The organism is Chryseobacterium sp. MP_3.2 (assembly GCF_035984805.1).
GTDB lineage: Bacteria > Bacteroidota > Bacteroidia > Flavobacteriales > Weeksellaceae > Kaistella.
In genome coordinates this window covers 20,731-36,017 of sequence record NZ_JAXCHW010000003.1, presented here as the reverse complement: position 1 = coordinate 36,017, position 15,287 = coordinate 20,731, and the positions used below count along the sequence as shown (strand labels likewise).

At 36.4% G+C, this 15,287-nt stretch carries 14 protein-coding genes; 7 read left to right on the top strand and 7 right to left on the bottom strand.

What is annotated here, in order from left to right; all coding sequences use genetic code 11:
• Nucleotides 1–304 precede the first annotated feature (304 nt).
• From prfA to scpA, 3 genes are all read left to right on the top strand, one after another.
• Complete coding sequence (gene prfA / locus RCH13_RS05870) at nt 305–1,393, top strand: peptide chain release factor 1 (protein WP_326986305.1); 1,089 nt, start codon at nt 305–307, stop codon at nt 1,391–1,393.
• Nucleotides 1,394–1,444: 51 nt separating this feature from the next.
• Nucleotides 1,445–1,729 carry a hypothetical protein gene (locus RCH13_RS05865; RefSeq protein WP_326986304.1) on the top strand — a complete coding sequence of 95 codons (285 nt, stop codon included), beginning with the start codon at nt 1,445–1,447 and terminating at the stop codon, nt 1,727–1,729.
• Between the two features lie 133 nt (nt 1,730–1,862).
• Nucleotides 1,863–3,980, top strand: a complete 2,118-nt coding sequence (gene scpA / locus RCH13_RS05860; RefSeq protein ID WP_326986303.1) for a methylmalonyl-CoA mutase — start codon at nt 1,863–1,865, stop codon at nt 3,978–3,980.
• A 101-nt stretch (nt 3,981–4,081) separates the two neighbouring features.
• On the opposite strand, the gene RCH13_RS05855 is transcribed toward scpA, so the two are convergent.
• From RCH13_RS05855 to RCH13_RS05835, 5 genes are all read right to left on the bottom strand, one after another.
• Nucleotides 4,082–4,588, bottom strand: coding sequence for a hypothetical protein (locus tag RCH13_RS05855; protein WP_326986302.1), 507 nt, complete (start codon nt 4,586–4,588; stop codon nt 4,082–4,084).
• 376 nt (nt 4,589–4,964) lie between these two features.
• Nucleotides 4,965–6,284, bottom strand: coding sequence for a Fe-S cluster assembly protein SufD (gene sufD, locus RCH13_RS05850; RefSeq protein ID WP_326986301.1), 1,320 nt, complete (start codon nt 6,282–6,284; stop codon nt 4,965–4,967).
• Between the two features lie 57 nt (nt 6,285–6,341).
• On the bottom strand, nt 6,342–7,085 hold the full coding sequence (gene sufC, locus RCH13_RS05845; RefSeq protein ID WP_326986300.1) for a Fe-S cluster assembly ATPase SufC: 744 nt from the start codon (nt 7,083–7,085) through the stop codon (nt 6,342–6,344).
• A gap of 132 nt (nt 7,086–7,217) precedes the next feature.
• A complete protein-coding gene (gene sufB / locus RCH13_RS05840; protein WP_326986299.1) occupies nt 7,218–8,675 on the bottom strand; it encodes a Fe-S cluster assembly protein SufB in 1,458 nt (485 codons plus the stop codon).
• Nucleotides 8,676–8,705: 30 nt separating this feature from the next.
• Nucleotides 8,706–9,035: a HesB/IscA family protein gene (locus tag RCH13_RS05835; protein ID WP_326986298.1), complete on the bottom strand. Its 330-nt coding sequence runs from the start codon at nt 9,033–9,035 to the stop codon at nt 8,706–8,708.
• A 145-nt stretch (nt 9,036–9,180) separates the two neighbouring features.
• Between RCH13_RS05835 and RCH13_RS05830 the strand changes: the two genes are divergently transcribed.
• Nucleotides 9,181–9,984 (top strand): GLPGLI family protein, encoded by an 804-nt coding sequence (locus tag RCH13_RS05830; protein ID WP_326986297.1) that lies wholly within the window; start codon nt 9,181–9,183, stop codon nt 9,982–9,984.
• Nucleotides 9,985–10,031: 47 nt separating this feature from the next.
• On the opposite strand, the gene RCH13_RS05825 is transcribed toward RCH13_RS05830, so the two are convergent.
• Nucleotides 10,032–10,793, bottom strand: a complete 762-nt coding sequence (locus RCH13_RS05825; protein WP_326986296.1) for a murein L,D-transpeptidase catalytic domain family protein — start codon at nt 10,791–10,793, stop codon at nt 10,032–10,034.
• 144 nt (nt 10,794–10,937) lie between these two features.
• Between RCH13_RS05825 and RCH13_RS05820 the strand changes: the two genes are divergently transcribed.
• From RCH13_RS05820 to RCH13_RS05810, 3 genes are all read left to right on the top strand, one after another.
• Complete coding sequence (locus RCH13_RS05820; RefSeq protein WP_326986295.1) at nt 10,938–11,312, top strand: hypothetical protein; 375 nt, start codon at nt 10,938–10,940, stop codon at nt 11,310–11,312.
• 69 nt (nt 11,313–11,381) lie between these two features.
• On the top strand, nt 11,382–14,048 hold the full coding sequence (locus RCH13_RS05815) for a TonB-dependent receptor domain-containing protein (RefSeq protein ID WP_326986294.1): 2,667 nt from the start codon (nt 11,382–11,384) through the stop codon (nt 14,046–14,048).
• A 32-nt stretch (nt 14,049–14,080) separates the two neighbouring features.
• Complete coding sequence (locus tag RCH13_RS05810; RefSeq protein ID WP_326986293.1) at nt 14,081–14,590, top strand: hypothetical protein; 510 nt, start codon at nt 14,081–14,083, stop codon at nt 14,588–14,590.
• A gap of 47 nt (nt 14,591–14,637) precedes the next feature.
• On the opposite strand, the gene msrB is transcribed toward RCH13_RS05810, so the two are convergent.
• The gene (gene msrB, locus RCH13_RS05805; RefSeq protein WP_442784619.1) at nt 14,638–15,156 is read right to left on the bottom strand and encodes a peptide-methionine (R)-S-oxide reductase MsrB; all 519 of its coding nucleotides are present in this window, start codon (nt 15,154–15,156) and stop codon (nt 14,638–14,640) included.
• Between the last annotated feature and the right edge of the window lie 131 nt (nt 15,157–15,287).

Here is a 15,287-nt window from a genome sequence, read left to right as displayed (position 1 = left end):
ACTTTAATTTCGGGAAAAGCAATCACAGAGCAAAATCATATATATATCAATCAGTTTCTATTTTTAGAGACTGATTTTTTTTAGTTCATTTCCTTTGCCAACAGTATATTTGGAGCAGAAAGATTTCATTTCTTTTAAAAGTTGTACCAGCTCTCCACTCTATCTTTTGCTCCACTCCATTTCGCAAAAGGATGCCGTTTCGATCTGGGCTAGATTAACTTTTTCGTTTGTCTTTCTACAGTAGAACACAAGCTTTTTATTTGCTTCATTTTTTCTTTATCTTTGCAACCACAAAAAATCATACATGTCAAAGTCCCTTATACCGAAACTCGAAGCCATCAAACAACGATACAATGAAGTTGCAGACCTCATTATTCAGCCAGATATCATTACAGATCAGAAAAAATATTCTACGCTGAATAAAGAATATAGTGACTTAGGGAAAATCGTGGCGGTTTTCGATCAGTATAAACAAGCCCTAACAAGCATTGAAGAATCAGATGAAATTATCGCCGATGGATCTGACCGAGAATTTGTAGAAATGGCCAAGGCGGAAAAAAATGAAGCTTTGGGTAAAATACCTGGACTTGAAGAGGAATTAAAAGTTCTTTTGATTCCAAAAGATCCTACAGATGATAAAAATGTCATCGTAGAACTACGTGCAGGTACAGGTGGTGATGAAGCTGCTATTTTTGTGGAAGATATCTATCGTGCTTATGCCATGTATTTTAAAACAAAAGGGTGGAAACATGAAATCACTGATTCTAGCGATGCATCAAAGGGGTATAAAGAACTTATTTTGCGTGTAGAAGGAACTGACGGAATTTACGGAATTATGAAATTTGAATCTGGAGTTCACCGCGTGCAGCGCGTTCCAGAAACCGAATCTCAAGGGAGAGTTCACACTTCGGCTATTACAGTGGCAGTTTTACCAGAAGCTGAAGAAGTCGATTTTGAACTTAATCCTGCTGACATAGAAATGCAAACTTCTAGATCTGGTGGTGCAGGTGGACAAAACGTAAATAAAGTAGAAACCAAAGTACAGTTGACCCATAAACCATCTGGAATGGTGGTTGTCTGTCAGCAAGCAAGATCTCAATTGGCTAACAGGGAATTGGCCATGGAAATGCTTCGAACAAAATTATACGACATCGAATTACAAAAAGCAGTCGGAGATGTTGCTGCACAAAGAAAATCCATGGTTTCTACGGGGGACCGTTCTGCGAAAATAAAAACCTATAATTATCCGCAAGGTAGAGTAACTGACCACCGGGTCAATAAATCCATGTATAACTTAGATTCTTATATGAATGGTGATCTTCAGGAAATGATTGACGCGGTTATTATGGCAGAAAATGCGGAAAAAATGAAAGGTGAAGAGGATAGTTATTAAGTAAATAATAATATTTTAATATCTTTGCTCCTAATTAAAAATAAACCCGTTATGAAAAAGACAATTTTTATCCTTGGAGCAGTAAGCTTCTTAACATTAGTATCTTGTAAAAAAACAGAAACTACAGACATGAATTCAGGTGTTGATTCTACTGCATCTGTAGTAATTGTAGATAATGACTCTATGCCAATTACCACTGATTCTACTGTGAATGAAGCAGATAATGCTGCAGAAAGAGCAGTTGATGCAACTGGTGCAGCAATTAAAGAAGGTGCAGAAGATGTAAAAGATGCAGCTAAAGACGCTACCGATGGCGACGGCAATATTACAAAATAGTTAGAACACGCTGTTTTAATGAACCCGCAATTTTGCGGGTTTTTTTATTTTACAAAAATTGAGTATTATAAAAATATCCTTTTTTTCTAAAACCATTAAAATTGTAACTTTACACTCTACAAAGCCTCTAATCATGCGCAAAAAAATTCAGAATTTAAATCCAGACTTTTCCTTACAATCAGAAGCCACCCTTCCCTACTTTTTTGAAAAAGATGGTTTAGAAATGAAATCTTCTTACACGGAAAAGGATTCTAAAATTTTAACAGGAAAACAATATTCTGCCGGAATTACGCCTTATTTACGTGGACCATACTCTACCATGTATGTTCAGAAACCCTGGACGATTCGTCAGTATGCTGGTTTTTCTACGGCAGAAGAATCCAACGCATTTTATAGAAGAAATTTAGCAGCTGGACAAAAAGGTCTTTCCGTGGCATTTGATTTAGCAACGCATCGCGGTTACGACTCTGATCATCCAAGAGTGGAAGGTGATGTCGGGAAAGCCGGAGTTGCCATCGATTCTGTAGAGGACATGAAAATTTTATTTAATGAAATTCCCTTAGGTGAAATTTCTGTTTCCATGACGATGAACGGAGCGGTTTTACCAGTTCTGGCATTTTACATTGTTGCGGCAGAAGAACAGGGAGTTTCTCAGGAAAAACTTTCCGGTACAATTCAAAATGATATTTTAAAAGAGTTCATGGTTCGGAATACTTATATATATCCTCCGACTCCCTCCATGAAAATAATTGCAGATATTTTCGAATATGCCTCTCAAAATATTCCCAAATTTAATTCCATTTCTATTTCCGGATATCACATGCAGGAAGCTGGAGCAACGCCGGTTTTGGAAATGGCCTATACGTTAGCGGATGGTTTAGAATATGTGCGGACCGGAATAAAAGCTGGAATGAAAATCGATGATTTCGCGCCAAGACTTTCTTTTTTCTGGGCAGTTGGAATGAACCATTTTATGGAAATCGCTAAAATGCGCGCTGCACGTTATATTTGGGCAAATATTTTAACCCAATTTAATCCTCAAAATCCGAAATCTTTAGCTTTAAGAACGCATTCTCAAACATCGGGGTGGAGTTTAACCGAGCAAGAACCTTTCAACAATATTACACGAACAACCATTGAAGCTTTATCGGCTGCTTTGGGCGGAACGCAATCTTTACACACGAATGCTTTGGATGAAGCAATCGCTTTACCGACTGATTATTCTGCGAAAATCGCGAGAAATACGCAAATAATTTTACAACAGGAAAGTGGAATTTGTGATGTTGTAGATCCAATGGGAGGAAGTCATTTGGTAGAAAGTTTGACGCAGCAAATGATTGATGAAGCCATGAAATTCATCGAGGAAGTGGAAAAAGAAGGTGGAATGACCAAAGCCATTGAAGCGGGAATTCCAAAAATGAGAATTGAAGAAGCTGCTGCAAAAAAACAAGCAAAAATAGACAGTGGCGAAGAATTCATTATTGGAGTCAATTCTTTTAAATCTACTCAAAAACAAATGGAACTGGATATTTTAGATATCGATAATTCTGAAGTTCGACGTAAACAAATCGAAAGATTAAATCAAATTAAAACCGATCGAAATGCAGAAAAAGTCACAGAAATTTTAGAAATTTTAAAAAATTCTGCAAAAACAGGGGATGGAAATCTCTTGGAAATCTGCATCGAAGCCGCTCGACAAAGAGTGACGCTAGGAGAAATGAGTGATGCAATGGAAGAAAGTTTCGGACGCTACAAAGCCAATATCAGAACCATACAAGGAGTTTACGCCATGAATGCAGGAAAAAATGAATATTTCGGAAAAGCACTTATTTTAAGTGAAAAATTTGAAGAAAAGGAAGGTAGAAGACCCAGAATCATGGTCGTAAAAATGGGACAGGATGGTCACGATCGTGGTGCAAAAGTAGTTGCGACTGCATTTGCAGATATGGGATTTGATGTTGACGTGGCTCCATTATTTCAAACTCCGGAAGAGGTTGCTAAACAAGCCGTAGAAAATGATATCCATATTTTGGGTGTTTCTTCTCTTGCAGCCGGACATAAATATTTGGTTCCAGAAGTCGTTTCTGAACTGAAAAAGTTGGGAGCTGAAGATATTACGATTGTAGTTGGAGGCGTAATTCCGAAACAGGATTATGATTTTCTTTATCAGAATGGAGCCGATTATATTTTTGGTCCAGGAACAAATTTACCGAAATCCGCGTGTGAAATTTTAGAAGGATTTTTGAAATAGACCAAAAGACTATAGAATAAAGATAAAAGACTATAGATCATAAAATTAGAAAAAGGTAAATCAGAGTTGATTTACCTTTTTTGTTTATTATGTAAGTTTAATTAAAGAGAATTGATTAAGGTTTCAACTTCATTTTTCTGATTTGCATATTTTTGTTGCAAGTCAGAGTTTTCGCCCATTCTTTTATAATATTCCAACGCTTTTTCTCCGAAGAATTTTTTATGAAAATCGGAAACATCGGGAACCAGTGGAAATTCTTTATGGAAAAGCATTTCATAATAGGCCTGAAACTCTCTTTCATTCTTGTCTTCGACCAAAGTAACTAGAGCTTTTTGCCGAACATGCAACATTTCATGTGCAACCATATTAATCACTAACGGTAGATCAAAATCAAATAAATTTTTAGGTATTAATATGAATTGTCTTGCACCTAATTCGCCATTTGTAGTCAACAATATTTTGTTCAGTTCCAATTCTGGACGAAAACCGAATCCGCCAAAATTCTCATGATCCAAGCCAAAACTATCAACCAAAAAATTAGCAGCATCTGAGATCTGGCTGTGTTCTTTGTAAGCGTTGAGATGGTCTTTGATGTGTTCTAAATTCATTTATAAAAGATATAATTTGATGGTGCTTGTAATGCTTTTTTCAACGCAAAGACGCAAGGGAATTACAAATAAGCGTTGAATAAATTACGGTCGCAAAGGCGTTTCACTCAGCAAAGGCGCGAATTTACCAAATGTTTTTATGGTATTTCTAACTGAATGAAATTAGTAAAATATAGGTTTTGGCTAAAGCCAATCCTTGGTTCAAATAAAAAAACGGGCTAAAGCCCGTTTTTATTGATGGTTTCGTTTATAAAAAACAAATTTTATTTTTAATTCCAGTTGCGACCCGACTTGAGTGGAGCTCTTTTAAATTGGTGGCTGAGCTTGTAGAAGCCAGCAATTTAAAAAGCGGGAACGGAAGGCGGAATTTGTCGCCCTAAAAAATATCTTCAAATTCCATATCCACTTCTAGTTTTTCTGCAATTAATTTAGAAATTCTAATTTTAAGTGGCTCGATGTCAATGTTTTCCATGGCATCATTAGCGAAAGCAAAAAGTAACATTCCTTGTGCTTTTTCTTTGGAAATTCCGCGTGCTCGAAGGTAAAACAATGCATCTTCATTTAACTGTCCAACCGTACAACCGTGTGAACATTTTACATCATCTGCAAAAATTTCTAATTGCGGTTTGGTGTCAATTTTAGCACCTTCATTCAATAAAATATTATTATTTTGCTGATATGCATTGGTCTTTTGGGCGATTTTATCTACAAAAACTTTCCCGTTAAAAACACCATGCGATTGCCCTTTGTAAATTCCTTTGTAATTCTGGTAACTTTCACAATGCGGCGTTTTGTGATGAACTGCGGTGTGATGATCTACGAGTTGGTTTTCATCAATAATGGTAATTCCGTTCATAAAGGAGTTTATATTTTCCCCGTTATGAATAAAATCCAGATTATTGCGCACTAATTTACCACCGAAAGAAAAGGTGTTAACCGTAGTTAAACTATCTCGCTCTTGCTTGGCAAAAGTGTGATCTACCAAATAAGAAGAATTGCTGTCATTCTGAACTTTGTGCCAATCTGCTTTTGCATTTTGGTGCGTGAATATTTCCGTCACAGAATTGGTGAAAACATAGGTTTCATCGAAGTTATGATGACTTTCTATGATTTCTATTTTCGAGCCTTCTTCTGCAATCAAAAGATTACGCGTGTTATAAATCGTGTTCTCGTCTTGATTTTGAGAGATGTAGAAAATATGAATCGGCTTTTCTATCACGACATTTTTTGGAACTTTAAGAAAAAATCCCATCTTGCAATACGCCGTATTTAGATTGGTAAATGCCAATTCTTGGTCTGCAATGGTATTGAAATAATCATCGAAAACGTCTTTATGCTTCGGGTCGTTTAAGGCGTAATTAAAAGAAAGCAATTCTACATTCTCGATGGTAATTTTTGAAAGTTCTTTGTGAAGTTTACCGTTTACAAAAACAATCCAGTCAAAATTTTCTTCACCAAGATGCAATTCTGCAATCTGTTCTTTGGAGATTGTATGTGCTTCTTTCGGGAAAAAACTATAGTCTTTTTCTGAAATTTCTCTTAGGTTGGTATATTTGTATTCCTCGTCTTTTTTGGTAGGAATTCCGAGCTGACTAAACTTTTCTAAAGCTTCACGCCTGGTTTCATCAAGAAATCGATGTTGAAGCGTATCTAAAAAAGCGGAGTGATTATTTTGAATATTTTCTAATAGAGCCATGGTAATGATTTGAAATTGAACATTTTAAGAAAGAAAGTGAAATTTTTTAATTTCAATTTAATTCAAAAGCCAATCATATCCTTTGTCTTCTAATTCCAGAGCCAACGATTTATCTCCCGTTTTAATAATTTTACCATCTGCTAAAACGTGAACAAAATCGGGTTCTATATAATCCAAAAGTCTTTGGTAATGGGTAATCAGCAAAACCGCGTTTCCTTCTTTCCGGAAAGAGTTGACGCCGTCTGCAACAATTCTTAAAGCATCAATATCTAAACCTGAATCGGTTTCATCAAGAATCGCCAATTTTGGATTTAGCATCATCATTTGGAAAATTTCATTTCTCTTTTTTTCACCTCCAGAAAAACCTTGATTTAAAGAACGGTTAAGAAATTCTCTTTTAATATTGAGTTTTTCTGAATTTTCTTTCACCAAAGCCAACATTTCTTTTGCAGGCATATTTTCTAAACCTTTTGCTTTTCGGTTTTCATTGATGGCTGCTTTGATAAAGTTGGTAACGGTTACGCCGGGAATTTCTACCGGATATTGGAAAGATAGAAAAATTCCCTCATGTGCTCTTTCTTCGGGAGCATCTTCGGAAATATCTTTTCCTTCGAATAAGATTTCACCTGCGGTTACTTCATATTCTTCTTTTCCAGCAACAACTGAAGCGAGTGTTGATTTTCCGGCACCGTTGGGTCCCATAATCGCGTGTACTTCACCTGGATTGATTTGAAGATTAATTCCTCTTAAAATTTCTGCTCCGTCTTGGATTCTAGCGTGTAAGTTGTTAATTTTTAACATAATATGAGATGAGGTAATTAATTAATAAAAAAGATAATTACTTCCTGTTTTTTTAATGTTATGATATATTTTCTTGGTAATAGAAATCCCCCAGTTTCATACGGGGCAAAGGAAATTAAACCACTTCGTGGTTTACCCTACACTTCCTTCCAAAGATATTTCTAATAATTTCTGTGCTTCTATAGCAAATTCCATGGGTAATTTATTTAAGACTTCTTTCCCGAAACCATTCACAATCAATGCAATTGCTTTTTCTGTGCTAATTCCCCTTTGGTTGCAGTAGAAGATTTGATCTTCCCCAATTTTAGAGGTAGTGGCTTCGTGCTCCAATTGTGCGGTAGGCTCTTTAATCTCTATGTAAGGGAAAGTATGGGCTCCACACTCATTACCCATTAATAAAGAATCACACTGAGAAAAGTTACGTGCTCCTTTAGCAGTGGGCATTACTTTCACTAAACCCCTATAAGAGTTATTGGATTTTCCCGCGGAGATTCCTTTGGAAATAATCGTCGATTTAGTGTTTTTTCCGATGTGGATCATTTTGGTTCCCGTATCGGCATATTGATGATGATTAGTCACTGCGATCGAATAAAATTCTCCCACCGAATTATCACCTTTTAAAATACAACTTGGATATTTCCAAGTTACTGAAGAACCGGTTTCAACTTGAGTCCAAGAAATTTTTGCATTTTTCTCACAAATTCCGCGTTTTGTTACGAAATTGAAAACTCCGCCTTTTCCTTCGGCATCTCCAGGATACCAATTTTGCACGGTTGAATATTTAATTTCTGCATCATCCATGGCAAATAATTCTACTACAGCGGCGTGCAATTGATTCTCATCTCTTGCAGGTGCAGTGCATCCTTCTAGGTAAGAAACGTAACTGCCTTCATCCGCTATCAGTAAGGTTCTTTCGAACTGTCCACTGCCGGATTGGTTGATTCTGAAATAGGTAGAAAGTTCCATCGGACATTTTACTCCTTTCGGAATATAGCAAAAACTACCATCTGAGAATACCGCCGAGTTTAAAGCGGCGTAGAAATTATCACCACGGGGAACTACTTTTCCAATATATTTTCGAACCAATTCTGGGTAATCTCGCACAGCTTCGGAAATGGGGCAAAAAATAATTCCTTTTTCCTTAAGTGTCTTTTGAAATGTAGTCTTCACGGAAACAGAGTCAATCACAATATCCATGGCAACGCCAGATAATCTTTTTTGCTCTTCGATGTTGATTCCTAGTTTTGCAAAAGTTTTCAGTAATTCTGGATCTACCTCATCAAGACTTGCCAATTCCGGTTTTGATTTCGGAGCTGCATAATACCGAATCGCCTGGAAATCTGGCTTTTCATATTTTACATTGGCCCAATCTGGTTCTTCCATTTTTTGCCAAATGCGAAAAGCTTCTAGTCTCCACTCCGTCATCCATTCTGGTTCCTCTTTTTTTGCAGAAATCATGCGTACAATTTCCTCCGATAAACCAATCGGAAAATCATCATACTCAATGTCTGTTGTAAAACCGTATTCGTATTTTTTATTTTCTAAATCGACCCTTAAATCGTCTTCAGTATATTTTGTAACAGTTGCCATAAATTTATATTTTCAACATTCTACCGGCGATTATAAGGAGAAACTTTCTCCACAACCACAGGTTCTGTTTGCGTTCGGATTATTAAATACGAAACCTTTTCCATTTAAACCTCCAGAATATTCCAGCACAGTTCCAGCTAAATAGAGAATAGATTTTTTATCGATAATCACTTTGATGCCGTTATCTTCAAAAACTTGATCCGAGTCTGCCGTCTGATTATCAAATTTCAAAACGTATTCTAATCCAGAACAACCGCCGCTTTTTACACCGACTCTGATGTAATCTTCAAAAGGTTTAAAACCCTCCTCAGTCATTAACTGAACAGCTTTTTCTTTTGCATGATCGCTTACTTTTATCATTATTTTTATTTAGAATGATTTTAGATTGCAAAATTACTAATAATATAATGAAAATCAAATTTGGTCGTGTATATTTGTCTATGTACATGATAGGCTGCGCTTTTAACTAGCTTACCTTTATTATATCTTATACCAAATTATAATTATGAAAAAAATTGGACTCTTAATTCTGGTTATTACCTGTAACCTTGTTTTCGCGCAAGCAAACCGTTTTATTTATGAAGTGAGCATGAAAACCGACTCTACAGACAGAAATACAGTGAAAAGAGAAGTTGCTTATTTAGATATTTTTCAGGGGAACTCTGTTTTCTATTCAGAAAATAGGGTGAAAAGAGATTCTTTAATTGCAAAAGGCAGGCAAACTGGTAATTTCAACTTTGACAGAACTCAAATGCAAAGTTTACGGTCTAATATGAATTATATCATAGAGAAGGATGCAAAGTCCAATAAGAAATTATTAAAAGCTAGAATTATGCAGGATGAGTACGTTTATGAAGAAGAACGCCCAATGAATTGGAAAATTCTTTCGGAAACAGCAACCATCGGAGACTACAAAACACAAAAAGCAGAAACTAATTTTGCAGGCAGAAAATGGAGCGCTTGGTTTACTACAGATGTCCCTGTGCAAGATGGACCTTATAAATTTGCTGGATTACCTGGATTGATTGTTAAGGTAGAAGATTCCAAAGGTGATTACAGTTTTGATTTAAAAGAAAGTAAAAAAATTGGATCAATCGCGACTTTTGAACAGCGCGGCTCACCCATTAATGTAAAGCGTGCCGTTTTTGAAAAACAGCAAAAGCAGTTTCAAGACAATCCAATTGCTGCTATGGCGACCATGGGAAATAGAAATGCAAGGATACAGATGGATGCTAATCAGCTAAAACAGATGGAAGAAAGGAGGAAAGAGGAAAATAGAAAAAACAATAATCCGATCGAATTGAAATAATGAAAATCATGATTAATTTAAAATTAATTGTGATTTCTACTTCTGTTTCAAATACTTTTTTGCTTTTTCAACCATTGAGAACCTGATAAGTAGGAAGAGTCTGGATAATAAATAAACAGACAATTTTTTCCTTTAATGGTATTAATGATGGGTTCTGCTAAGGCTCTGGGAACAGCGGGACAACCCCAACTTCTTCCCAACCTTTTTTGATTTTTTATAAATTCTTCACTCACATAATCTGCGCCATGCATCACAATTGCACGCTGTAAAGCTGCATCGTTAAAACCCTCATCCATTCCAATTAATTTTAAAGAATAGCCATTGGCGCCGTTATATGTAGTTTCCGTGATAAAAAACCCCATGCTGGATTGCAAAGAACTTTCGGTGTTTGAAAAATTGGTTGCAAATTCTTCTCCTGTATTTTTTCCGTGTGCAACCAGAGAATTAAAAACAATTTTCTTTTCATTAAGGTCAATCACCCAAAGTCTTTTTTCAGTAGAGGACAGAGAAAAATCGCAAATGGTGAAGAGATGGGAATCTTGATCTAGTTTCCCAGCTTTTTTCAAATTTTCGAAACCTAAAAAAGCTTTGTAAAAAACCTCCGGGCGAAGTGAATTAAAATTGGCGAAAGAGATTGCGGAAAAAAGTTCTTCGGCAGTATTCGACGCTTTGTCACTTTCTGTTTCTATTAAACGTTTGAAATTATTCGGTAGATTTTTTTGAATTGAATTTTGTTTAGTATTTTCAAACTTATAGAAAGAAGTTGTGAAAAATAAAACGATGATTAAAGAGATTATAATTTTATACATTCAATATTATGTTAATTAAATTTGAAGGTGCAAAAATACAATTAATTAAACCTCAAGCAATTATATCAAATATTTTTAACTTTATTTAGGAACATTTAACACAACTATTCACTTTGGAATTATTTTTAGTATTTTTGCAACCGCATGTCAAGAAGATTAACATTCTTTTTTATCATTTTGGGTTTAGGAATTTTCATTATTCCTCAACAGATGATGAATGCCCAAAGTCTTGTAGAATGTTGCGACCACAAATCCGCTGAGGATAATTGTTGTAAAAAAGAAAAAGTTTCAACTTGTCATACAGACGAATCTAATAACTCAACGGATAAAAATAATTGCGGAGATGATTGCAGTAACTGCCACTCTTGCACCGTAAATTACGTTCTGAATTATTATACCGCACCGGCAAATTTAATGATAGGAGCTCATTTCTTTAAGCTGGAACTAAGCTTCGATTACAATGATTCTTATTATTCTTCCGATTCTCAAAACATTTGGCAACCGCCTAAAATAGGTTAACAAAAATTTATACAGCCATAGGAATGTTCGTTTGGCTTCCCCTTTTTGTCAATAAACTTATTTTTAAAAATGAAAATTTTACTGAAAAGTCTCTGGATATTATCCATTCTATTCACCACCTTAATTTCTGCACAAACCATTACCAAATCAACCTTCATGGTAAAAGGAGAATGTATCATGTGCAAAGAAAGAATTGAAACAAGTGCCAAAAACTCTGGCGCAACCGCCGCCATTTGGAATGCGGAAACTCAAAAACTTAACTTGGAATTCGATCCAGGAAAAACTTCTGCAGATTTGATCCTAAAAAATATCGCAGCGGTTGGGCATGATAATGAAAAATATACTGCCGAAGATAAAACCTACAGACAACTTCCTGATTGTTGCCTTTATGAAAGAACACCTTCTATTCTAAAAATAGAAAAAGCGGTAATACCTGCAAAAAAAGAAAATCAATATTTTGTTCGCGGTAATTGCGGCTCCTGCAAAGCCCGTATTGAAAAAGCGGCAACTTCGGCAGGGGCAAATTCTGCCATTTGGGAGGCGGAAACGCAAACGGTAACCCTTGTTTTTGATCCCGTTAAATCTTCAGCAGATATGATTTTGAAAAAAATTGCTGAAGCAGGCCATGATAATGAAAAATTCACAACAGATGATGCAGTATACAAAAATTTACCAGATTGCTGCTTGTATGATAGAGAATTGCCGCTTGGAGTTAAAAGTGATCTTGTTCATCATGAAGAAGAGTCCAGTCCTAAAAGTGAGGCGACTGATCGTGCAGATCGCGTTAACACATCCATCGAAGAGGTTCAATTATTAAAAATGACGGATCCAACTTCTTTGAGTAAAAAAGAAACGAGCCTTACTTTTAATATTGGGAAGAAAGAATTGCTAAAAGCGGCATGTTGTAATCTATCTGAAAGTTTCGAAACCAATGCAACCGTAGATGTTTCCTTTAGTAATGCAGTAACTGGAACCAAGCAATTAAAAATGCTAGGACTGGATCAAAAGTATACCGCCCTCACGAAAGAACTTTTGCCCTCAATTCGTGGTTTAGCTTCACCTTATGGATTAAACTTGATTCCAGGACGATGGATTGGAGGAATTCAATTAACAAAAGGCGGAAGCACCGTGGTGAACGGTTATGAAAGCATTACAGGACAAATAAACACAGAACTTTTGAAAGCTGGGGAAAAACCAGAAACCGCACTCAATGTTTTCGCGGACGCAAATGGTAGATTTGAAACCAATATTACTTCTACAAATCAACTGAACGAAAATTGGAACCAATCTGTTTTATTGCATGGAAACGCTACCATTGGGGAAAAAGATAGCAATAATGATGGTTTTCTAGATCAACCTACTGGGAATCAAATTAATGCGGCTTATCTTTTAAATTATAATGATTTAGACCATTCTGGATTAGGAAGCCATTTCGGAATTAGTTTTGTGAAGGACCAAAGATTTGGCGGACAAACGGCTTTTGATAAAAAAATAGATCATTCTCAACAAACTGCGTACGGAGTTGGCATCGATCTTACCCGCTTTGAAATCTGGAATAAAACAGGTTATATTTTCAAAGACAAACCTTATCAAAGTATTGGTTGGATGAATCAATTTAGCACGCATCAGCAAGACAGTTTTTTCGGTAATAGAAATTATTGGGGAAATCAAAATACTTTTTATTCCAACTTGGTTTTTGAAAGCATCATTGGAAACACGAACAACAAATTTAAAACCGGTGCCGGTTTTCTCTATGACCAATTTGATGAAGATTATCTCAATCAAAATTATCAGCGGACAGAAACCGTTCCCGGGGTCTTTTTTGAATATACTTTAACAGGATTAAAATACACTTTGGTAGCAGGAGCCAGAGCAGATTTCCATAATTTGGCGGGCACTCAGTTTACACCCAGATTGAACTTTAAATATGATATTTCCCCGAAGACAATTCTTCGCCTTTCAGCGGGTAGAGGATTTAGAACTGCCAATATATTTGCCGAAAGTCAGCAGTACTTTGCGAGCAACAGGCAGATTGAAATTATGGGAAATGGTGGAAAAATCTATGATTTAGAACCAGAAATTGCATGGAATTATGGCGCAAGTCTTCAGCAAGAATTCAAACTATTTAATCGAAAAGCAACTTTGGTTGCAGATTTTTTCCGAACAGATTTCCAGGCTCAAGTCTTGACAGATTTAGACCTTTCTCCCCAGAAAATAGTTTTCTATAATTTAGAGGGAAATTCTTTTGCGAACAGTTTTCAAACGCAAGTAGATTTTTCTCCGGCGAGAAATTTGGATCTCAGACTGGCGTACAAATATTATGATGTGCAGGCAGATTTTAAAGATGGAAGAAGATCTATTCCTTTCGTGGCAAAGAACAGAGGTTTCTTTAACGCGTCTTACAGCACAGATGCCTCAGAAAAAGGAGCGTTTTGGAATTTTGATACTACACTACAACTTGTGGGTCAGCAAACTTTACCAAATCTCAATGCAAATCCTGTAGCATACCGTTTACCAGATGTTTCAAAAAGTTTCGCAACACTGAATGCTCAAATTTCTAGAAATTTCAATAAAAATGTTCGCGCGTATGTGGGCGGAGAAAATTTAACCAACTACATGCAAAAAAATCCTATCGTAGATGTGACCAATCCTTTCGGAAATTATTTTGATGCAGGGATGGTTTATGCACCAATAATGGGTGCAAATGTTTATGTGGGCCTTGATGTCACCTTTTAATAAATTTTCCTACTTTTGAAAAAATTAGATTTATGAAAAAAATATCATTTATTATAGCGTGTACTGTGCTACTTTATTCTTGTGAAACCAAGAAAACTACTGCACAAGAAAACACTCTAAGTTCGTCTGCAGATTCGGCAACGGCTGTCGTAGCCGGTTCCACGGCTATTTATAAAGATGGTAGCGCAAACGTAGAAACGGCAACTCCTGGAAATGCTGTGGCAGCAACATTACCTAGTGCAGCAAGTGCACCCACAAGCGGAAAGCCTGCTTTAAATCCGGAACACGGTAAACCTTTTCACCGCTGTGAAATACCTGTAGGCGCACCAATTGATAGTGCACCGCAACAAAATGCAGCGCCACAAGTTGCAGCGCCGCCTATGCAGAGCAGTAATCAAAGTTTTAATACCAATCCGATTTCTGCACCTACCGTTGCACCGGTTGCAGCGCCACAAGCATCTGGACCAAAACCCGCAATGAATCCGGCACACGGTTTACCTCATCACCGATGCGATTTACAAGTTGGGGCACCTTTAACTTAATCAAGAAAATTGACACAAAAAAAATGCAGCGGTATCGCTGCATTTTTTTATTTACTGGCGGTTTTCTCCGAGTCTGGTACAAAATCCAAACTCACAGAATTCATACAATATCTATTTCCAGTAGGTGGCGGTCCGTCATTAAAGACGTGTCCTAAATGTGAATCACATCTTTTACAGACCACTTCTACCCGTTCCATTCCGTAGGTTGTATCACGGTTATAAGCAGTTCCTTCTTTGTCTGCTTCGAAAAAACTTGGCCAACCGCAAGTGGAAGAGAATTTAGCATCTGAGCGGAAAAGATGATTTCCACACACCGCGCAGTAATATTCACCTAATTCATCATACACATTGTATTTCCCAGTTCCAGGTCTTTCTGTCCCCGCTTCACGCGCCACGGCGTAAACATCTGGATCCAGTATTTTTTTCCATTCAGAGTTCGGTACATTTAATTTTGTTCGATCCGTTCTGGAATAATAAGGATTTACTATTTTTTTATTTGAATTTTCCATTGAAGTTAATTTTTGTGTAGGGGTTGATTTTTCTGGTGATTTAACTTGTGTACACATTTGCATAGAAAAGCATGCAAAAATGAAAAGAACATATTTCATAATTTTTTTTTGATTAATGGTGGGGAATTTTTATATTGATTATAGATGCATTTTATCAATTTCTCTCTGCTTTAATCTACGACCTTTAC